General features: G+C 64.7%; 22 protein-coding genes. 11 read left to right on the top strand and 11 right to left on the bottom strand.

The features are described from left to right. Positions 1 to 5: 5 nt before the first annotated feature. The 4 genes from ACO07C_RS25575 to ACO07C_RS25560 form a co-directional block, all read right to left on the bottom strand. Positions 6 to 734, bottom strand: coding sequence for a class I SAM-dependent methyltransferase (locus ACO07C_RS25575; protein ID WP_421916948.1), 729 nt, complete (start codon positions 732 to 734; stop codon positions 6 to 8). 247 nt (positions 735 to 981) lie between these two features. Then, the gene (locus ACO07C_RS25570) at positions 982 to 1,146 is read right to left on the bottom strand and encodes a hypothetical protein (protein WP_421916947.1); all 165 of its coding nucleotides are present in this window, start codon (positions 1,144 to 1,146) and stop codon (positions 982 to 984) included. A 146-nt stretch (positions 1,147 to 1,292) separates the two neighbouring features. After that, a complete protein-coding gene (gene groL, locus ACO07C_RS25565; protein ID WP_421916946.1) occupies positions 1,293 to 2,924 on the bottom strand; it encodes a chaperonin GroEL in 1,632 nt (543 codons plus the stop codon). An 89-nt stretch (positions 2,925 to 3,013) separates the two neighbouring features. Continuing rightward, positions 3,014 to 3,328, bottom strand: coding sequence for a co-chaperone GroES (locus ACO07C_RS25560; protein WP_227345960.1), 315 nt, complete (start codon positions 3,326 to 3,328; stop codon positions 3,014 to 3,016). Between the two features lie 248 nt (positions 3,329 to 3,576). Here ACO07C_RS25560 and ACO07C_RS25555 point away from each other — a divergent pair, with 248 nt between their 5' ends. Genes ACO07C_RS25555 through ACO07C_RS25545 form a run of 3 tightly spaced genes read left to right on the top strand, consistent with a single transcriptional unit; the run spans position 3,577 to position 4,570 of the window. Next, complete coding sequence (locus ACO07C_RS25555; protein WP_421916945.1) at positions 3,577 to 3,831, top strand: hypothetical protein; 255 nt, start codon at positions 3,577 to 3,579, stop codon at positions 3,829 to 3,831. Then, the gene (locus tag ACO07C_RS25550; RefSeq protein ID WP_421916944.1) at positions 3,828 to 4,094 is read left to right on the top strand and encodes a DUF1488 domain-containing protein; all 267 of its coding nucleotides are present in this window, start codon (positions 3,828 to 3,830) and stop codon (positions 4,092 to 4,094) included. Before ACO07C_RS25555 ends, ACO07C_RS25550 begins: the two co-directional genes overlap by 4 nt. Before the next feature lie 56 nt (positions 4,095 to 4,150). After that, complete coding sequence (locus ACO07C_RS25545; RefSeq protein WP_421916943.1) at positions 4,151 to 4,570, top strand: GFA family protein; 420 nt, start codon at positions 4,151 to 4,153, stop codon at positions 4,568 to 4,570. A gap of 21 nt (positions 4,571 to 4,591) precedes the next feature. Here ACO07C_RS25545 and ACO07C_RS25540 read toward each other — a convergent pair whose 3' ends face one another. Beyond that, the gene (locus ACO07C_RS25540; protein ID WP_421916942.1) at positions 4,592 to 5,545 is read right to left on the bottom strand and encodes a quinone oxidoreductase family protein; all 954 of its coding nucleotides are present in this window, start codon (positions 5,543 to 5,545) and stop codon (positions 4,592 to 4,594) included. Positions 5,546 to 5,601: 56 nt separating this feature from the next. Here ACO07C_RS25540 and ACO07C_RS25535 point away from each other — a divergent pair, with 56 nt between their 5' ends. Then, positions 5,602 to 6,096, top strand: coding sequence for a MarR family winged helix-turn-helix transcriptional regulator (locus ACO07C_RS25535; protein ID WP_421916941.1), 495 nt, complete (start codon positions 5,602 to 5,604; stop codon positions 6,094 to 6,096). 5 nt (positions 6,097 to 6,101) lie between these two features. Here the strand turns inward: ACO07C_RS25535 and ACO07C_RS25530 are convergent, their stop codons facing one another. After that, positions 6,102 to 7,283 carry an FAD-dependent oxidoreductase gene (locus ACO07C_RS25530; RefSeq protein ID WP_421916940.1) on the bottom strand — a complete coding sequence of 394 codons (1,182 nt, stop codon included), beginning with the start codon at positions 7,281 to 7,283 and terminating at the stop codon, positions 6,102 to 6,104. 141 nt (positions 7,284 to 7,424) lie between these two features. Here ACO07C_RS25530 and ACO07C_RS25525 point away from each other — a divergent pair, with 141 nt between their 5' ends. After that, complete coding sequence (locus tag ACO07C_RS25525) at positions 7,425 to 7,886, top strand: MarR family winged helix-turn-helix transcriptional regulator (protein ID WP_421916939.1); 462 nt, start codon at positions 7,425 to 7,427, stop codon at positions 7,884 to 7,886. Positions 7,887 to 7,901: 15 nt separating this feature from the next. On the opposite strand, the gene ACO07C_RS25520 is transcribed toward ACO07C_RS25525, so the two are convergent. The 5 genes from ACO07C_RS25520 to ACO07C_RS25500 form a co-directional block, all read right to left on the bottom strand. Further along, entirely contained in the window at positions 7,902 to 8,093 is a 192-nt protein-coding gene (locus ACO07C_RS25520; protein WP_421916938.1) for a hypothetical protein, read from the bottom strand. Between the two features lie 52 nt (positions 8,094 to 8,145). Further along, positions 8,146 to 8,349 (bottom strand): hypothetical protein, encoded by a 204-nt coding sequence (locus ACO07C_RS25515; protein WP_421916937.1) that lies wholly within the window; start codon positions 8,347 to 8,349, stop codon positions 8,146 to 8,148. Between the two features lie 126 nt (positions 8,350 to 8,475). Further along, complete coding sequence (locus tag ACO07C_RS25510; protein ID WP_421916936.1) at positions 8,476 to 9,567, bottom strand: diguanylate cyclase domain-containing protein; 1,092 nt, start codon at positions 9,565 to 9,567, stop codon at positions 8,476 to 8,478. Between the two features lie 143 nt (positions 9,568 to 9,710). Next, positions 9,711 to 10,427 carry a gamma-glutamylcyclotransferase gene (locus tag ACO07C_RS25505; protein ID WP_421916935.1) on the bottom strand — a complete coding sequence of 239 codons (717 nt, stop codon included), beginning with the start codon at positions 10,425 to 10,427 and terminating at the stop codon, positions 9,711 to 9,713. Between the two features lie 16 nt (positions 10,428 to 10,443). After that, on the bottom strand, positions 10,444 to 11,259 hold the full coding sequence (locus tag ACO07C_RS25500; protein WP_421916934.1) for a LuxR C-terminal-related transcriptional regulator: 816 nt from the start codon (positions 11,257 to 11,259) through the stop codon (positions 10,444 to 10,446). A 116-nt stretch (positions 11,260 to 11,375) separates the two neighbouring features. Between ACO07C_RS25500 and ACO07C_RS25495 the strand changes: the two genes are divergently transcribed. The 6 genes from ACO07C_RS25495 to ACO07C_RS25470 all read left to right on the top strand — a co-directional run bounded on the left by ACO07C_RS25495 (position 11,376) and on the right by ACO07C_RS25470 (position 18,024). Further along, positions 11,376 to 12,719: a glutamine synthetase family protein gene (locus ACO07C_RS25495; RefSeq protein ID WP_421916933.1), complete on the top strand. Its 1,344-nt coding sequence runs from the start codon at positions 11,376 to 11,378 to the stop codon at positions 12,717 to 12,719. A 41-nt stretch (positions 12,720 to 12,760) separates the two neighbouring features. Then, entirely contained in the window at positions 12,761 to 13,909 is a 1,149-nt protein-coding gene (locus ACO07C_RS25490) for an ABC transporter substrate-binding protein (protein ID WP_421916932.1), read from the top strand. Positions 13,910 to 13,985: 76 nt separating this feature from the next. Then, on the top strand, positions 13,986 to 15,110 hold the full coding sequence (locus tag ACO07C_RS25485) for an ABC transporter ATP-binding protein (protein WP_421916931.1): 1,125 nt from the start codon (positions 13,986 to 13,988) through the stop codon (positions 15,108 to 15,110). A gap of 3 nt (positions 15,111 to 15,113) precedes the next feature. Beyond that, positions 15,114 to 15,986 carry an ABC transporter permease gene (locus ACO07C_RS25480; RefSeq protein ID WP_421916930.1) on the top strand — a complete coding sequence of 291 codons (873 nt, stop codon included), beginning with the start codon at positions 15,114 to 15,116 and terminating at the stop codon, positions 15,984 to 15,986. After that, positions 15,983 to 16,813: an ABC transporter permease gene (locus tag ACO07C_RS25475; RefSeq protein ID WP_421916929.1), complete on the top strand. Its 831-nt coding sequence runs from the start codon at positions 15,983 to 15,985 to the stop codon at positions 16,811 to 16,813. Before ACO07C_RS25480 ends, ACO07C_RS25475 begins: the two co-directional genes overlap by 4 nt. Before the next feature lie 41 nt (positions 16,814 to 16,854). After that, complete coding sequence (locus ACO07C_RS25470; protein ID WP_421916928.1) at positions 16,855 to 18,024, top strand: iron-containing alcohol dehydrogenase; 1,170 nt, start codon at positions 16,855 to 16,857, stop codon at positions 18,022 to 18,024. The last annotated feature ends 316 nt before the right edge of the window (positions 18,025 to 18,340 follow it).

Raw genomic sequence — 18,340 nt, 5'->3', positions numbered from 1 at the left:
CCGCCCTAGCGTTGCACGGAGACGATCAGGATCATCGGCCGTTCCTTCTCGACATCGAGTTCCGGCTGTTTCCTGATCTGCTCTTCGGTCGGCCGCCACTCCACCACGCGGTCGATGCGGAAGCCGGTGCCGATCAGCGTGTTCAGCGTCGTGCCGATGGTGCGGTGGTGTTTGATCACGCCCTTGGCCAGCCAGTCGGTGCGGCGCTCGCCTTCCACCGAATAGCCGTCGATCGGCCAGGTCTGGCGCCCGGTCTCGTCCAGCGCCCAGCCTGGATTGCTCGGCGCCATGTAGATCGGATGCTCGATGGTGAAGACGAAGCGGCTGCCGGGCACCAGCGCGTCATGCACCACCCGCATCAGCCGGGCGAAATCCTCGACGTAGTGGAAGGTCAGCGAACTGTAGGCGAAATCGAAGGAACCGGCTGGCAGCACCAGCGTGTCGAGATCGGCGATGGCGTAGGACACGGCTGGATTGTCCGTCTCCTTGCGCGCCCGCGCCAGCATGTTCTCTGAGAGGTCGAGGCCAACCACGCTTTGCGCGCCCTGCCCCGCCGCCCAGCGGCAGAACCAGCCGAACCCGCAGCCGAGATCGACGACGCGCTTGCCCGCGAGTTCCGGCAAGAGCGCTGTGATCGCCGGCCATTCGGCCGCGCCGTCCAGCCCGTAGAGCGAGCGCGGCAGCTGGCCATAGCCCTCGTAGAAATCAGCCTGATCGTAGATATTCTGTGCCATTTGTCTTCATCCATTGTGTTCGCGGATGGACGAGGCGGAAACGCCGAAAACCTCGTCCGTGACCGGCGAGGCTGCAAGCGCTGCTTATTCCTGTGTAAGCCTGATCCGAACCGGGATCATGCCTCAAAGCCAGCGTGCCCGCATCCCGCCTGTTGGGATGCCGGCCGCCTGGGCGACGATGTGGGTGTCGTGTTCGCGCATGGGACGGAAACAACAACAGAACCGGTGCGCCGTCAACCAGCCCCCCTCACATCGGGCGCTTGTCGCCGAGCTTGCGAGGGGTGCGCGGTGGCGTGGCGGTGGTCTTGTGCGCGGCGGCGATGCGCAGGATGCGCTCGAAGCGGCTTTCCTCGGGCGCCATGACCTTCGGGGCAGTTTTCGGGGCGAGCGGCTTCGGGACGAATGCACTCATGGATCGATCTCCTTGCCGGCTGTCCGCCGTGGTGGCGCGCCGGGACATTGCCCCGGCGGTATTTCTTGAAAGCCCTGTTCTACGAACCCTAGTGCTGCGATTCAGGGCAGGCCCGGCCTTCGCAGGCCGGCCTCACCTGAATCCGGTTAGTAGCCGCCCATGCCGCCGCCACCGCCGCCCGCTGGTGCCGCATCCTTCGGCGGAACGTCGGTGATCATGGCTTCCGCGGTGATCAAAAGGGCCGCGATCGAGCCGGCGTCCTGCAGTGCGGTGCGCACCACTTTCGCGGGATCGACGATGCCTGCCTTGATCATGTCGACATAGACCTCGTTCTGGGCGTCGAAACCCTGATTGTGATCCTTGCTGTCGGTGAGCTTGCCGACGACGATCGAGCCTTCAACGCCGGAATTCTCGGCGATCTGGCGGATCGGCGCTTCCAGCGCGCGCAGCACGATGGAAATGCCGGCGGTGACATCGGCATTGGCGCCGGTCAGGCCGGCAAGCGCCGACCTTGCGCGCAGCAGGGCCACGCCGCCGCCGGGCACGATGCCTTCTTCAACGGCCGCGCGCGTTGCGTTCAGCGCGTCGTCGATGCGGTCCTTCTTTTCCTTTACTTCCGACTCGGTGACGCCGCCGACGCGAATGACGGCAACGCCGCCCGAAAGCTTGGCGAGACGTTCCTGCAGCTTTTCCTTGTCGTAGTCGGAGGTCGTCTCCTCGATCTGGCCCTTGATCTGGGCGACGCGCGCCTGGATGGTCGCCTTGGTGCCGGCGCCGTCGATGATCGTGGTGGTGTCCTTCTCGATCAGCACGCGCTTGGCGCGGCCGAGCATCTCGATGGTGACGTTTTCAAGCTTGATGCCGAGATCCTCGGAGATCATCTGGCCGGCGGTCAGCACGGCGATGTCTTCCAGCATCGCCTTGCGGCGATCGCCGAAGCCCGGCGCCTTGACGGCCGCGACCTTGAGGCCGCCGCGCAGCTTGTTGACGACCAGCGTGGCCAGGGCCTCGCCTTCGACATCCTCGGAGATGATCAGGAGCGGCCTGCCGCTCTGCACCACCGCTTCGAGGATCGGCAGCATCGCCTGCAGATTGCCGAGCTTCTTCTCGTGGATCAGCACATAGGGCTCTTCCAGCTCGACGCGCATCTTGTCGGCGTTGGTGACGAAATAGGGCGAGAGATAGCCGCGGTCGAACTGCATGCCTTCGACGACGTCGAGTTCGGTCTCGGCGGTCTTGGCCTCCTCGACGGTGATGACGCCGTCATTGCCGACCTTGTCCATCGCCTTGGCGATCATCTCGCCGACGGTGGCGTCGCCATTGGCGGCGATGGTGCCGACCTGGGCGATTTCGGCCGACGACTTGACCTTCTTGGCCTTGGCCTTGATTTCTCCGACGACGGCGGCGACGGCCTGGTCGATGCCGCGCTTGAGGTCCATCGGGTTCATGCCGGCGGCGACCAGCTTGGCGCCTTCGCGCAGGATCGAGGCGGCCAGCACGGTTGCCGTGGTGGTGCCGTCACCGGCGAGGTCGTTGGTCTTCGAGGCCACTTCGCGCACCATCTGCGCGCCCATGTTCTCGAACTTGTCGGCAAGCTCGATTTCCTTGGCGACGGTGACGCCGTCCTTGGTGATGCGCGGCGCGCCATAGGCCTTGTCGATGATGACGTTGCGGCCCTTGGGGCCGAGCGTGACCTTCACCGCGTTGGTGAGGATCTCGACGCCGCGCAACATGCGGTCGCGCGCGTCGGTGGAGAATTTGATTTCCTTGGCAGACATGGTGTTTTCAATCCCGTTTTTGTGGTTGGGCCCGTTCATATGGAGCGGACCGCTCGCGGGAGCCTGGCAAAAGCCGGCTCCCTGGAAGATCAGGCGGCCTTCTTGGCTTCGACGGTCTTCTCGATGATGCCCATGATGTCGGCTTCCTTCATGATCAGAAGGTCTTCGCCGTCGATCTTGACCTCGGTGCCCGACCATTTGCCGAACAGGATGAAGTCGCCGGCCTTCACGTCGAGCGGCACAAGCGCGCCGTTTTCGTCACGTGCGCCGGGGCCGACGGCGATGACTTCGCCTTCTTGCGGCTTTTCCTTGGCATTGTCGGGAATGATGATGCCGCCCTTGGATTTGGTATCACCTTCAGCGCGACGAATGACGACGCGGTCGTGGAGTGGCCGAAATTTCATGAGGTCTTCTTTCTGGGGCCGGCACAGGCGGCCACGCCCTCCGTATATAGGCGCATTGGCACTCGATAGATAGGAGTGCCAAAAATTATTCCCGACCGGGTTTAAATATTTCAAAGTATTTTGTCGGCGCGACGATTCCTGATATTTACCAAAATCCAAATATTGCGAAAATTGAATTTTCCACGATAAGCCCCTATTTATAGGAAAAGTTCGTTTTCACAAATTCAAGCACAAGGGAGATTTCGCCAATGGCCGAAGGCAATCCGAGTATCATGGAAAAAGCTGAAGCCCGCTTCGCGGACAAGCAGAAGAAGACGGCCGAGCGCAACAAGGCGACCGCCGAATACATGTCCGAGGCAAGGGCCCGGGAGATCAAGACCGCGAAGCTGAGGGAATTGCGGCTGGCCAAGGAAGAGGCCGACCGCGTCGCGGAAGCCCTGAACCCGACGCCGAAGAAGAAGCGGGTGACCAAGAAGGCCGCCGCGATGGAGGCGAAATCATGAGCCTGACCTTCCCCAACACCAGCCGCAGCTATGACTCTGCCGGCAAGCGCATCCGCTTCGTCGGCCATGACGGCATGTTCCAGATTTCCTTCTCGGTCGCCGCCGACGCCATGTCGAAGATGCAGCCGGGAACCGCCGCCAACGAGGCCGGCTATCTCGCCGCCTTCGACACGTCGAGCCGCTCCATCCACGACGTGGCCAGCAAGGCCTACGCCCGCACCCGCAAGAGCATGTATGTGCTGACAGCCGACGATTTCGGCTAGCAGCCGATCGACCCCTTGAGCTAAGCAATCGCTACAACTCGAGGGGGGCCGTGGAATTGGCGTCTGCAATCATCAAGGCGCGCGCGGCAAGGCCCAGGCGCTACACCGGCGGCTGCCTTTGCGGCGCCGTGCGTTTCGAGGCGATCGGCCCGGTCGAAGCGCCGCACACCTGCTCATGCCGCACGTGCCAGCGCCACACCGGCGCCTTGACCGCCGCCTGGGTGGAATTGCCCAGCTATAGCGTGACATGGACCGGGACAGGCGGCATGCCCTCCGTCTACCGGTCATCCGAATTTTCGAGCCGCGCTTTTTGTCGCGCCTGCGGCAGCACGATCGGCGCCATCGACGACAAGCCCGTCATTGCCTTGCTGCTGGGCATCTTCGACAAGCCGACCGCCAGGGAATTGATGCCCGCCTATCACTCATACCGGGGCGGACGGCCGAAATGGTGGCATGTCGAGGCGACCACCGAGTAGCCGCGGCCAATCGCGTTTGGCTCAGATTGTGAACACGGTCCGCCGCCTGCTGTCGTCCCTGGGCCAGGCCTGTCCCACCTGCGACAGCGGAACGACCGTGGACGCGATCTCAAAACCGCCGGGAATGGTGGCCTGCAGAAGACCGCCGACGGCCAGGACCAGCCGTTCAAGCGGGATGCTGCCAATGCCGCTGCCCATCAGTTCGATCGCCGAGGACCGCAGCGCCGCACTTGGCAAGGTGATGTCGGCGCCGCTCATCGAGCCAACCTGGACATAGCGGATCGGCGTCGCACCTTTGCCATGGCGCGCGCCAGCAGCGATCAGGCGTTCAGCACTCTTGCCCCACAGGTAATCGATCACCACGTCCACTCCCTCGGCGAACTGCTCCTTCAAGGCGGCATCCAATGCCGCGTCGTCATCGCCCAGCGCAATCGTCACGTCGGCGCCAAGTGCAGGCAGGGATTTCAGCGCCTCCGCGTTGCGGGCGACGGCAATCACCTTGCCGGCTCCCAGATATCTGGCGATCTGGATGGCGAGCCGGCCCGACGTTCCCGTTGCACCGTTCACAACAACGCTTTCGCCCGCCCTCAATTTTGCCCGCTCCGTGTAGGCAGCCCAGGATGACATGCCGGGGTTGGCGATCGCCGCCGCCGAGACATCGTCAAGCTGGTCGGGCAGCGCGAGGCACCGCGTCGCCGGGACGACCGCCTTTTCCGCCATGCTGCCATAGGGCGCGCGCGGCATGAGGAAATAGACGCGGCGGCCATCCTCCAGCCGCCCTGTCCCGTCGATGCCGACGACGAACGGAAAAGTTCCGGAGGAACTGTAATGCGTGCCGGAGGCCCGGCTCTTGACGACCTGGCTGATGGCGGCGGCCGTCACCGTGACGATGCATTCGCCCTCGCCCGCAACCGGATCGCTGAACGTGCCATAAACCGGCGGCTGCCCGGCCGCCTGGACGATTGCTGCTTTCATCGGATGGGTTTCCTTCGGATTATTATGTGCTAAATACACATATATCGAGGTGGATCATGGCGTCAACAAAAACAGTGCAAAATACACATATTAGTGACCAGTTGCGCAAACTGCACGGCGCGTTGCTCGACATTGTCGGCATCATGAACCGGCCGCAGCGCGATGAATTCCTGATCGAGGCAGCCGGCATCCGCCTCGATCGGGCGCTGTTTCCACTGCTCGTCGGGGTGGAACGCTTCGGCCCGATCGGCGTGGTCGAGCTCGCCGACCGCGTCGGCCGCGACTACACCACCGTCAGCCGCCAGGTGGCGAAGCTCGAAAGCCTGGGCCTGGCCGAGCGCAAGCCCGGCGCCGACCGGCGCGTGCGCGAAGCCGTCATCACCCCAAAGGGCAAGGCGATGACCGACCTCGTCGATGCCGCCCGCGACCGGATCGGGCGGGGCATCTTCGAAAGCTGGGACGCCCGAGACATCGACGAGCTGGTGCGGCTGATGCGGAAATTCGCCGACGATTTCACCAACCTTCCGGCGGACCCGTCAGCCGAGGCGTAGGCTGCTCAGGCAGAAGCGCCGTCATCCGCCCGATTGCCGGGGTGGGCGCGTTCCCGCGCGGCGGCCACATGCTCCAGTATATGATCGGGCGCGTCTTCCGAAACGCCTCCCTTCAGCCCTTCCGCCGCGCCGCGGGCCGCTTCTTCGGCACGCGGAAACATGATCGCCTCATAGGCGGCGACCGCCTGGCGCCAGTCGCCGCCTTGCGCCAGCGCCATGGCAAGGTCGGCACCGTCGGCCATCGCCGTGTTGGCGCCTTCGCCGCCGAAGGGCGACATCAGATGCGCGGCGTCGCCAATCAGCGTTACGCCCGGCCGGTTGGCCCAGCGATGGCCGACCGGCAGCGCATACATCGGCCTGACGGCCAGCAGCTTCGCCTCGGTGATCAGGGCACGCAATCCCGGCGCGAAATCGGCGAAATGACCCGCTATTTCCTGCCTGGTGCGATCGGGATCGGCGGCGTCGAGCTTGAGTGCGCTCTCCGGCGCCCGCAGCGCCGCGTAGACACGGATATGGGCATTGGAACTGCGCTGGCCGACCAACGTGCGCGACCTGCCCTTGGCGAACATCTTGCCGTGCCCGACCAGCGCGGCAAGCGCGGGATGCCGGCCATCGGCATCGTCGATGCCCAGTTCCGTGAAGATAACGCCTTCATAATGCGGCACCGCATCGGAGACGAGCGGCCGCACCCGCGACCACGCGCCATCGGCGCCAACCACGAGATCGAACGGCTCGTTTTCTCCCCCATTGGCGAACACGGCATAGCGGCCATCGTCCAGTGGCCGCACGGCCTCGACCTTCTGCCCCCAGCGCACCGTGCCCCGCGGCAGCGCGTCGAGAAACAGCTGGCGCAGCTGGGTGCGGTCGATCTCCGGCCGCTCGCCCTCCGGATCATGGTCGGAGAACAGCAATTTGCCCTCGGGGCTATAGACCTTGCCGTCCTGGTCCTCATAGCGCGCGACATTGCGAAAGACATTCTCCAGGCCGGCAAGGCGCAGCGCCCGCAGGCCGGTGTCGGCGTGCATGTCGAGCGAGCCGCCCTGCGGCCGGGCCAGCGCATGCTCGTCGCGCTCGAACACTGTCGAAGGAATGCCATGGAGTTGCAGGATACGAGCCAGCGTCAGGCCGCCTGGCCCGCCGCCGATGATGGCTGTCGATGGGATTGCGGTTGTGGGTCGTTGCGACATGGTCGCCTCCTGTGCTACAAATTACATAGGGGTCTATACATCTAGATAGGACCCAATGCAAATACTCCGGCAACAGTTAAATAGGCAACTATGCAAATAGACGAAACATCCGAGCCCTGGCAGCCCCGGGCAATGCCGGCCATGCTCATCGCCACCGCCGCGCGCTTCCTGTCGCGCATCGCCGACACGCGGTTCCGCGAACTCGGCATCAGCGTCAGCCAGTTGCCGGTGCTCGCCGCCCTGAAGGATGGCGCCCGCCTGTCGCAGAAGGAGCTGACGCGGCTGGCCGGCGTCGAGCAGCCAAGCATGGCGCAGCTTCTCGCCCGCATGGAGCGCGACGGCCTGATCCGCCGCGACCCGGATCCCGCCGACGGCAGAAGCAGCCTGATCTCGCTCAGCGAACACGCTATCGACAGGATCGAGCCGGCGCGTGCCGTGCTGGCCAGGGGCAACAGCGAAGCGCTGACCGGATTCAGTGAAAGCGAGGTGGAGACGCTGGCCGCACTGCTTCACCGCGTCATCGAGAATGCCCGCGCCGGCAGCGACGCGCCACCATGCCACGATGGCGCCGCATCGGCCGAAACGGGGCCGAAGTCCGAATAACGGTCCAGCCAGCGATCAAGTCTTGCGATCGGCCTTTTCGCGCCGCTTGATATCCCGCACGTTCATCTGCACGACCATGTTGTCGGCATCGCGCGTGCTCAAGCCGACCATCACCCGGTGCTTGAGCACGGCGGGCTGGCCGGTGAACACATCGACGATGGTCCAGCTGTGCTCTTGCTCCCTGCGCAGTGCGTATCGGTTTGGCATCGTGGCGTCCTGGTTGGTTCGGCCTCTTGGGGGCAGGCCCGCACGATTGGCGTCAGGCCTGCAACATGAAGAACACAGCGGCAAGGACGATGACCGTCCAGACGACGATGGAGAATTTCAGGGCAAAGCCGGCATGCTCGGCCAGAAGCGCGCGCATGCGGTCAGCCATCCATCCCGGCCGGGCCGGCGCCGCGGCAGCGACCGGCGCCTTCACGCCGAGTTTTCCAAAAACAGGCAGCAGCGATGGCTCACGCAAGAAATACCTCGGATGTCGGGAAAGGCCGGAACGGCTCCGGCCATCTCAATAACACCTTTTCTCGAATGCCCTGCATGCCAAATGAAAATGACCGCGCCGGCGAACGGCGCCGGTATGCGGTCAGCCTCAAGCGGCGGCGGCGCGGCGGCCTTTCGGACGGGTGTCCGGCTTGAAGATGCGGAACGTGTTGCGGCCCGCCGCCTTGGCGGCATAAAGCGCCGTGTCGGCCTTCATGAACAGGTCGCACATGGCACCCGCATCGACAAAGGCGACGCCGATCGAGGCGCCGAGCTTCAGCGAATGGCCACGGACATTCACCGGCTCGGCCATGGCGTCGATAGCGCCGCGCGCCAGGTCCGAAACCGCGCCACGGTCGAGATGCGGCCCGAGCAGCACGGCGAACTCATCGCCGCCGACGCGGGCGACCAGGTCGGCCCCCTGGCAGACAGCGCCAAGGCGCGCGGCGGCTTCCTTCAGGCAGTCGTCGCCGACGACATGCCCGTAAGTGTCATTGACCGCCTTGAACCCATCGAGATCGATCAAAAGCAGTGCCCCGACCGTGCCCGGCCCCGCCTGTTCGGCTTGCGACAGGCGCGCCTGGAACTGGCCGCGATTGGCAAGCCCGGTCATCACGTCGAATTCCGCCAGGTAGCGCATCCGGTCCGACAGGATCTTTTCCTCGGTAATGTCCTGCTTCATGCCGAAGATGCGCACGGGCACGCCATCCTCGCATTCGACGGTGGCGGTAATGCGGATCCAGCGGTTGCGGCCGGCAAAGGTGGTGATTTCGCAGTCGAGCGCGAAACCGCTGCGCTCCTCGATCGCCCGGCTGCGCATCACCTCCAGCGCCTTGCGGCACTCCGGCGGATAGCAGGCCAGCGTCCGCTGGCGGTCGGGAAGCGCGCCGCGCGGCAGGTCGAACAGATCATAGACCACATCGGTCCAGTGCAGCGTCTCGTCGGGCAGGCTGCATTCCCACACGCCGATGCGCGCGGCGGCGGAGGCGCGGTCGAAGATCTTGCGGCTGTGCGCCAGCGAAACGGCCTGTTCGCGTATCATCTCGGCCTGTGCCGACAGTTCGCCCTTCAGCCGCGCGATGATGGCGGCATCACGCTGGCGGGCAGGCTCGGATACGCCCTCGGCGCCCGAAGCGCCTCCGCGCAAGCGCGACGCGTTCGGCCGCGCGGGGCCCTTTGGGCTGTACGGCATGTAAGGCATGTCCAGGCTCTGTCTGTCGCCGCCTTGCTTGGCGCGGCAAAAGCCACATTCGCCCGGAAGCGATTAATATTTTCTGATGGGCCGATGGGCTTACCAGGAATTGATGGGGACGCGCTGCTTACCTCGGGTTATGGCGGCGTGTCTCAACCACTCTTCTCCCGTCTCCGCCCGATCTCATCAGCCACCAGTTCCTGCAGCTGCCACAGATTGCGGTCGCGGATGCCGAGGTCTTCGAGGTGGCGGATTGTCTCGAACAGATATTGCGCGCCGGAACCCCAATGCCCCACGGCCCGGGCCAGCGTAGCGGCGATCGCCGGCTTGTCCAGCCGGACGTAGCGCGGGCTGGCCGGATTGACGACGAAGCCAAGCGCACGCGACACGCCGCCTTGCGTCCTCACCCGCAGCCAGCGCGGCACGTTGACGGCGGGCAGGATGGTCATCTCGCGGCGCAGCAGCGCGTCGAGATTATCCGCCACCGGCGCCGCGATCTCGAACACCATGCCTTGGCACTGGCCGCCCCGATCGAGCGCCATCATCAGGCCGGGCTGCTCGACCGTGCCCCGGTAGCGCTTCACGGTGAAGCAGAACGACCGGTGCCAGCCCGCCGCCACCGCCTTCTCACCGCCCCGGACTTCACCCACCGGATTCCACAGCAGCGAGCCATAGGCGAACAGCTTCAGCGGCCCGGGTGGCGCGGAGGCCAGCACCTCGCCGCGCACGCGGACATAATCGGCGTCGGTCATGTGGATCATGCCCGGCGTCGGCCCGGCATCCTCGACGACGCGCAGCGTGCGGGCGACAAGTTCCTCGGTCAGCGCCATCGGCGCCCTGCGCCGGCTAATCTTGATGTCGTCGCTCATCGGATTCACCGGCCCTTCATTGCTTCGACAGGTGGAAGATGAACATCGAGAACAGCTCGGACTGGCTCGAGATTTTCAGCTTCTGGTGGATGTTCTTGCGGTGGTTCTTCACCGTCCCCTCGGCGATGTTCAGTGCATCGGCGATGGCCGCGCTCGAATGTCCGCGAAGGATCAGCGAGGTGATCTCGATCTCGCGCGGCGTCAGCACGCCGCCAGTCATCCTGTTCAGCGTCGCGTTCATCGGATCGACCGGTTCGCCCTCGCTCTCGCCGGTGCCCAGGCGCGCATGGCTCCAGTTGCGTTCGACCAGCAGGCGGATCACCGGTTCGGCGTCGTGGATGATCTTGAGGTCGCGCCTTCCGAAGGCGGGCGATTCCATGGGACGGGTGAAACTGATGACGATGGCCGTGCTGCCCGCGGGCCGACACACGATGCCGACCTCGTCGCGTATTTTGGTCAGGCCGTAATGCCGGCGAAAATATTCCGAACTGTAGAACTGGTCCGGCGCCATCCGCCGCAACTGCCGGACCCCGATGGCCTTGGGGTCCGTCGCCGCCCGATAGAAAGGGTCGAGCAGATAGGGTCCGTTCGCATAGGCGGTGATCACGACCGCGGCGCGCACGGGATCGATGTTGTGGTAGAGGCAGACAGGCTTTTCCGTGCCGGAATAGGCGAAGATCATCACGATATCGAGGTCGATGATCGCCTTAAGCGCCTCCTCGATACGCTGCGGGAAGTCCGGCGTGCCGACCTCCTGGATGGCCGCGGCAATCTTCCTGTTCCATGGCGCGAAGCCTGTCGTCACCGCGATCCTCCCTTCCTTCGGAAGCACTTTGCGCCCCTGGCCAGGGCCATGGCAATTTTCCTGCCCGTCTGTCCCTAACGGGATATTTTGTTGCGTGAAGCCCACGCCTAGCCTCAGGGGCGAAAATACTGGGGCGGGCATAGATGTCGACTGTCAATGAAGCCGGCGCGACCTTCGCGTCTGGTCTGGAAAAGCTTGGTGCCAGGGCCGTGCATATCGGCATGATGGACCCGGCCGGCGAATTTCGCGACAAGCTGGTTTCCGCCGACAAGGCGGTGAAGCTCGCCGCCAAGGGCTATCCGTTCTGCGAGGTCCTGTATTTCTGGGACATCGCCGAAAAGACCTTCATCGACGGCGCCTTCATCGACCGGCCGGCGGTCCTCGATGCAGCCAGCCTGCGCAAATATCCGTTTGCCGAGGATGCCGCGCTCTGCATCGCCGATTTCTCCGGCGATTTCGGCAAGCGCTCGCCGCGCAATCTGTGCAGCCGGCTTATCGCCGAGGCGGCGGAGCTTGGCTTCGACGTGTTCTCCGCCTTCGAATACGAGTTCTTCCTGTTCGACGAGACGCCCGAAAGCCTGCGCGCCAAGGACTATCGCGACCTCGTTTATTTCGCGCAGGGCAACCGCACCTATTCGCTGCAGACATCAGCCATCCATGGCGACCTCCTGCAGGGCCTGCACGACACCATGACGACGATGGGGATCGGCCTCGACGCCATCCACACCGAGCTTGGTCCCGGCTGTTTCGAGGCGCCGCTGACCTACGCCAAGGGCCTGAAATCCCCCGACGATGCGGCCCTCTTCAAGAATTTCGCCAAGGGGTATTTCTCCCGCCACGACCTGACCGCCGGCTTCATGTCAAAACTGTCACCGGCTCTGCCTGGCCAGTCCGGCCACCTGCATGTCTCGATGCGCGACAAGCAGGGCAATGCGGTGTTCGCCGATCCCGGCGCGCCGGATGGCATAAGCCGGCTCGGGCGTCATTTCATCGGCGGCCTGGTGACGCTGATGCCCGAACTGCTGGCCATGTGCGCCCACACCGTCAACGCCTACAAGCGCCTGGTGCCCGGCGCCTGGGCGCCGACCTCAGCCAATTGGGGCGTCCAGAACCGCACGGCGGCGGTGCGCGTCATCAATGACGAGCCGGAATCCACCCGGGTCGAGTTCCGCGTGCCCTCGGCCGACGCCAACCCCTATCTGGCGCTGGCGCTGTGCATCGGCGCCGGCCTCCATGGCATCCGCAACGAGATCGAGCCGCCGGCCGGCAGCGGCGAGAACTTCTATGCCGCGACGCCCTCGCCGGAGGCCGCCTTTCCGTCCGATCTCGGCCAGGCGACGGAGCGGCTCAACGCGAGCGCCGTCGCCCGCGAGATCTTCGGCGACGACTTCATCGACAGCTTCGTCACCGGGCGGCGCTTCGAATTCGGCGAGTACCAGAAACAGGTAAGCGAATGGGAGATCCGGCGATATCTCGGCATCGTCTGATCGGAGAATTTTGGGCTGATAAAGAGAAAGGGAACAGGCAAATGAAAAAACAAACAGCAGACATCACGGCACGGGCGGGCGTCGATCGCCGCGCGGTGCTGAAGGGCATGGGCGGCCTTGGGCTGGCGGCCGCCGGCGCCGGCATCTTCGGCATGCCGAAAGGCGCGTCCGCCGCCGACAGCCTCAACTACATGTGCTGGGAAGGCTACAACGCGCCCTCGATCCTGGAGCCGTTCCAGAAACAGAAGGACGTCTCGATCTCCGTCGACCTGATCACCGATTCCGCTGGCGGCTTCGCCAAGCTCGCCGCCGGCGCGTCGAAGGATTTCGACCTCGTCTCGTCCGACAGCCCGTGGATCGCGCGCATGGGGCCGGCCGGCATCTGCCGCTACATCGACGACAAGGATTTCGCCGACCAGTACGCCGAATTCTACCCGCAGTTCCGCGCGCCTTTCGCGCCGCTGCGGTTCGAAGGCAAGGCAACCGGCCTGCCGACGCGCTGGGGCTGGGTCGGACCGACCGTGAACACCAAGTTCGACAAGCTCGAGACCTGGTCGAGCTACGCGCCGGTGTTCGACGCCGCCTACAAGGACAAGATCTGCCTGCTCGACTGGGGTGACTGGCCGATCATGCCGCTGGCGCTCTATGCCGGCGTCGACCCCTATGTCCCGCTCGACCAGGCCGCACTCGATGAGGTGCGCAAGGTGCTGCGCGCCGCCTTCAAGAACACCCGCGCCATCGTCGCCGACCTGGCTATCGCCCAGAAGGGCCTGATCGACGGCTCGTTCCGGGCGCTGATCGGCGGCGGCACCTACGCAACCTCGTCGCTGCGCATGAAGGGCCACGACTACATCCAGTCGATCGTGCCCGAGCCCAGGAACGGCCTCAAGCAGGGCATCATCTGGATGGAGGCGACGGGCCTGATCGAGAACGGCCGCGACTCCAAGGTCGCCGCCGACTTCCTGAAATACATCGTCTCGCCGGAAGTGGCCAAGCAGCTGTCGATCACCGAGGCCACCTGCAACCTCGTGCCGAACGCCAAGGCCGAGGCGCTGTTCTCGGACGCCGAGAAGAAGGCGCTGCAGATGGACTATATGTGGACGGCCTGGGACAACAGCCATTTCCACACCGTCGCGCCCAACATCGACGACATGCTGGCCATCTGGCAGGAAGAACTGGCCGCGCGCTAAGCGTCGCCTGCAAGGCCCGCGCGTTCCGGCGCGCGGGCTCCATGATCATTTCACCCACATTCAGGGCGGGCGAGTTTTGACAACCGCAATCATCAACGCGCCAATCATCAATGCACCAATCATCAATGCATATGGCATCGTCAAGGATTATGGCTCCATGCGGGCCCTGCACGGCGTGTCGCTCGACATCGGCGCCGGCGAATTCGTGGCGCTGGTGGGCCCGTCCGGCTGCGGCAAGACCACGCTCCTGAAGATCCTAGCCGGCTTCGAGGACCCGACCGCCGGCGTGCTGGAAATCCAGGGCCAGGATATGCAGGGCGTGCCGGCCGCCAAGCGGCCGACGCGCATGGTGTTCCAGAAGCTGGCGCTGTTCCCGCACAAGACCGTCTCGGACAACATCGGCTTTCCGCTCAAGCTGCAGAAGGTGGCCAAGGCCGAGATGGACCAGCGCATATCGGCCATGCTCGATCTCATGCATCTCAAGCGCGAGTACCTGAACAGATATCCCGTCCAGCTTTCCGGTGGCGAGCAGCAGCGCGTGGCGCTTGCCCGCGCGCTGATCTCGCGCCCGAGCGTGTTGCTGCTCGATGAGCCGATGAGCGCGCTCGACGCCAAGCTGAAGAAATCGCTGCAGGCCGAATTGAAGAAGCTGCACCGCGAACTCGGCACCAGCTTCGTCCTCGTCACCCATGATCTCGAGGAAGCCATGATGCTGGCCGACCGCATCTGCGTCATGCGCGCCGGCGAAGTGGTGCAACTGGGCACGCCCTCCGACATCTACTACCGGCCCGCCAACATGTTCGTCGCCGGCTTCATCGGCGAGACCAATTTCCTGCCGGTCGCCGTCTCACGCGACGGCGGCGAGACCAAGGTCACCTCCCCGCTCATAGGCGACGACGCCGCGGTCATCGCCGCCGAACAGGTCTCTCCCTTCCTGGGCAGCAGCCAGACAGCCCTGCTGGTGCGTCCCGAAACCATCCGCTTCGTCACCGGCGCGGCCGAGCCAGGCGAATGGGTGCTGAACAGCACCGTCGAGGAATATTTCATCAAGGGCGCCTCGACGCAGTATCGCGTGCGCGTGCCGGGCCTGGACAAGGCCGTGGTCATGGACCTCGCCGGATCGCTCGAGCTGCCGGCAAAAGTGTCCGACAGCGTCAGGATCGGCTTCCATCCCACCCGCTGCTTCCTGCTTTCGGAGTGAGCCGTGCGAACCGATAGCAAGCGCTGGGGTGATCCGGTTCTGGTGGCAACGGTGGCGCCGCTCACCATCGTCATGCTTTTGTTCTTCATCATTCCGCTGGTGATGACCGTGGTGCTGTCGTTCCAGACGACGCAGTTCTATCGCCTGTCCTGGACCTGGGACCTGAAAATCTGGACCGAGGTGTTCTCCAAGCCGCATTACTGGACGATCATGGCGCGAACCGTCGCCATGGCGCTGGTCTGCGTGGTCGTCTGCGTGCTCATCGCCTTCCCCGCCGCCTATGCGCTGGCGACCAGGCTCCGGGCCTACAATGCGCAGATCCAGATCCTGATCATCTTCGCCTTCCTGACCGACGCTGTGCTGAAGACCTTCGGCTGGATCCTGGTGCTGGACAAGAGCGGCGTCGCCAACTGGCTGCTGGCGCATCTGGGCCTCGGTCCGGAAGCCCTCAACCTCCTGTTCACGCCCACCGGCACGATGATCGGCATGGTCTATGGCCTGGTCGTCTATCCGATGTTCACCATCTACCTGTCGCTGGCGCGCATCGACCGCGATCTCGTTCTGGCCGCCTATGATTCCGGCGCGTCGCGGCTGCGCGCCTTCTTCGAGGTAACGCTGCCGCTCGCCCGCCCCGGCCTCTATTGTGGCGCGGTGCTGGTCTTCGTGCTCAGCCTGGGCGCCTTCCTCGAGCCCAAGGTCCTGGGCGGCGGCACGGCGCCGCTGGCTTCGGAACTGATCCGCCAGAGTTTCGAGACGCGGGTCAACTGGCCGCTGGGTGCGGCGCTGACGCTGGTGCTGATCGTCATCGGCGCGCTGTCGCTGGCGCTCGCCGCCGCCGTGCTGATGCGCGGTACCAGCGGGAGGGCTGTCCAATGATCCCCGAACGGCTGAAGGACAGGTTCGTCGACGTCTTCCTCGTCGGCACCGTGGCGCTGCTGATCCTCTTCTTCTACGTGCCGATCGTCACGCTGGTGGTGTTTTCCTTCACCAGCAGCCGGGTGCTGACCTTCCCGATCGAAGGCTTCTCGCTCGAATGGTATGGCGAACTGTTCCGCAAGCCCGATTTCCTGCCGGCGGTCGCCAATTCGGCGATCGTCGCCGCCATCTCGACGATCTGCGCCACCGTGCTCGGCTCGGCCGGCGCGGTGGCCTGGATCCGCTATCGCTTCCGCTTCCAGAACATTTTTCGGGCCATCAGCTTCCTGCCGCTGCTGTTTCCGCAGCTGCTGCTGGGCGTGGTGATGCTGCTATGGTTCTCGGTGCTCGGCAACTGGCTGGGCTTCTCGACCGGCTTGGCGACGGTGATCATCGGCCACATCGTCTACATCACCCCCTTCGCGCTGGTGATCGTGGCCGTGCAGGTCCATGGCTTCGACGAGACGCTGGAGGACGCCGCGCGCGACGCCGGCGCCACCGGCTGGGAAGTTTTTCGCGAGATCACCTTCCCGCTGCTGTGGCCGGGCATCCTCTCGGCCGCGACCTTTGCCTTCCTGCTGTCCTGGGGCAATTTCTACGTCTCCTATTCGCTGGCCGGCACGGCGCGGACGCTGCCGATCTTCGTCTACAGCGGCATCGCCGTCGGCTCCTCGCCGATCTATCCGGCGCTGGCGACGCTCAACTTCATCCCGGCGCTGGTCCTGGTGTTCCTGGCCGATTTCCTGCGACGCCGGGCGCTCAAGCGACAGAAGCTGGTAACCGCCTGATTTCCTGTCAATTCCCCAAGCCAATCCAAGGTAATGATCCCATGACCGCTTTCACCCCGGCCGTCTCCGCCAACTGGAGCTTTCCGACCTCCGTGCGCTTCGGCAATGGCCGCATCGGCGAACTGGCTGACATCGTGCGTGAGCTCGGCGCGAAGCGGCCGCTGGTCGTCACCGACGATGGCCTGAAGTCGCTCTTTCCGGTGCAGCGCACGCTTGACGTGCTGAAGGCGGGCGGGCTGGACGCCGGCTTCTTCCACAACGTCAAGCCGAACCCGACCGGCGGCAATGTCGAAGACGGCGTGGCCTTCCTGAAGCTCGGCCAGCACGATCTCGTCATCGCCATTGGCGGCGGCAGCGCGCTCGACGCCGCCAAGGCCATCGCGCTGATGGCGACGCAGTCCATCGCCATGTGGGATCTCGAGGATATCGGCGACAACTGGAAGCGCGCCGACACCTCCCGCCTAATTCCCGTCATCGCCATACCGACGACCGCCGGCACCGGCTCCGAACTCGGCCGCGCCTCGGTCATCACCAACGAGGCTGAGAAGCGCAAGGTCATCGTCTTCCACCCGCGCATGATGCCGGATGTGGTTCTGATGGACCCGGAACTGACCACCGGCCTGCCCGCCCACATCACCGCCGCCACCGGCATGGACGCGCTGTCGCACGCCCTCGAAGCCTATTGCGCGCCGAGCTTCCATCCCATGGCCGAGGGCATCGCGCTAAACGCCCTGCAGCTGATCAAGACCTGGCTGCCCATCGCCGTGGAAGATGGCAAGAACATCGAAGCCCGGGCGCAGATGCTGATCGCATCCGGCATGGGCTGCGTCGCCCTGCAGAAGGGCCTCGGCGCGATCCACGCGCTCGCCCATCCGCTCGGCGCGCTGCACGACACCCATCACGGCCTGCTCAACGCCGTGCTGATGCCCTATGTGGTGGAGGCCAACGCCCCGGTGCTGCAGGAAAAACTGGCGCTGCTCGCGCGCTTCCTCGACCTGCCGACCCATGATGCGCGGGCGGTGGTCGACTGGATCATCGACCTGCGCAAGCGCCTGAACATCCCCGCCACGCTGCCAGGCATCGGCCTGACCGAGATCGACGAAGACCGCGTCGCCACGATGGGCGAGACCGACCCCAGCGCCGGCGGCAACCCCATCAAGCTCGACCGCGAGAAGCTGCGGACAATCCTGCGGGCTGCGATTGCGGGGTAAGCCGGTAGCAGCGCATTGCTCGAAGGCTTGACGGGGCGTCGCGCTGAAATCGCGGCGCCGCACGCTCTTAGGTCTTCGTCGCCACGCTGGTTCGTTCTTTGTTCTTTGCCGAACACACGTAAGAACGCTAAGCTCTGCGGATGAGCGTTAGTCCGAAACCACTTGCAAAGAAAACCAGAGCCATAGCGTCGTCAGGCGCAAGCCAGCGCGACAATTTTTCCGACCCCACCAAGCGACTGCTGGCCCAGCGTGTCGGTTGGCTATGCTCCAATCCGGATTGCACGAAACCTACGGTGGGACCGCAAAAAGGCGGTCC

This window comes from Mesorhizobium sp., assembly GCF_965229135.1.
GTDB lineage: Bacteria > Pseudomonadota > Alphaproteobacteria > Rhizobiales > Rhizobiaceae > Mesorhizobium.
The sequence above is the reverse complement of the archived record's forward strand: the minus strand, read 5'-3'. Positions and strand labels throughout refer to the sequence as shown.

Bases quoted from the DNA above. Each gene is read 5' to 3' on its own strand.
- ACO07C_RS25575 (WP_421916948.1), bottom strand. From the start codon at position 734: ATGGCACAGAATATCTACGATCAGGCTGATTTCTACGAGGGCTATGGC.
- ACO07C_RS25570 (WP_421916947.1), bottom strand. From the start codon at position 1,146: ATGAGTGCATTCGTCCCGAAGCCGCTCGCCCCGAAAACTGCCCCGAAG.
- groL (WP_421916946.1), bottom strand. From the start codon at position 2,924: ATGTCTGCCAAGGAAATCAAATTCTCCACCGACGCGCGCGACCGCATG.
- ACO07C_RS25560 (WP_227345960.1), bottom strand. From the start codon at position 3,328: ATGAAATTTCGGCCACTCCACGACCGCGTCGTCATTCGTCGCGCTGAA.
- ACO07C_RS25555 (WP_421916945.1), top strand. From the start codon at position 3,577: ATGGCCGAAGGCAATCCGAGTATCATGGAAAAAGCTGAAGCCCGCTTC.
- ACO07C_RS25550 (WP_421916944.1), top strand. From the start codon at position 3,828: ATGAGCCTGACCTTCCCCAACACCAGCCGCAGCTATGACTCTGCCGGC.
- ACO07C_RS25540 (WP_421916942.1), bottom strand. From the start codon at position 5,545: ATGAAAGCAGCAATCGTCCAGGCGGCCGGGCAGCCGCCGGTTTATGGC.
- ACO07C_RS25535 (WP_421916941.1), top strand. From the start codon at position 5,602: ATGGCGTCAACAAAAACAGTGCAAAATACACATATTAGTGACCAGTTG.
- ACO07C_RS25530 (WP_421916940.1), bottom strand. From the start codon at position 7,283: ATGTCGCAACGACCCACAACCGCAATCCCATCGACAGCCATCATCGGC.
- ACO07C_RS25525 (WP_421916939.1), top strand. From the start codon at position 7,425: ATGCTCATCGCCACCGCCGCGCGCTTCCTGTCGCGCATCGCCGACACG.
- ACO07C_RS25520 (WP_421916938.1), bottom strand. From the start codon at position 8,093: ATGCCAAACCGATACGCACTGCGCAGGGAGCAAGAGCACAGCTGGACC.
- ACO07C_RS25510 (WP_421916936.1), bottom strand. From the start codon at position 9,567: ATGCCTTACATGCCGTACAGCCCAAAGGGCCCCGCGCGGCCGAACGCG.
- ACO07C_RS25505 (WP_421916935.1), bottom strand. From the start codon at position 10,427: ATGAGCGACGACATCAAGATTAGCCGGCGCAGGGCGCCGATGGCGCTG.
- ACO07C_RS25495 (WP_421916933.1), top strand. From the start codon at position 11,376: ATGTCGACTGTCAATGAAGCCGGCGCGACCTTCGCGTCTGGTCTGGAA.
- ACO07C_RS25490 (WP_421916932.1), top strand. From the start codon at position 12,761: ATGAAAAAACAAACAGCAGACATCACGGCACGGGCGGGCGTCGATCGC.
- ACO07C_RS25475 (WP_421916929.1), top strand. From the start codon at position 15,983: ATGATCCCCGAACGGCTGAAGGACAGGTTCGTCGACGTCTTCCTCGTC.
- ACO07C_RS25470 (WP_421916928.1), top strand. From the start codon at position 16,855: ATGACCGCTTTCACCCCGGCCGTCTCCGCCAACTGGAGCTTTCCGACC.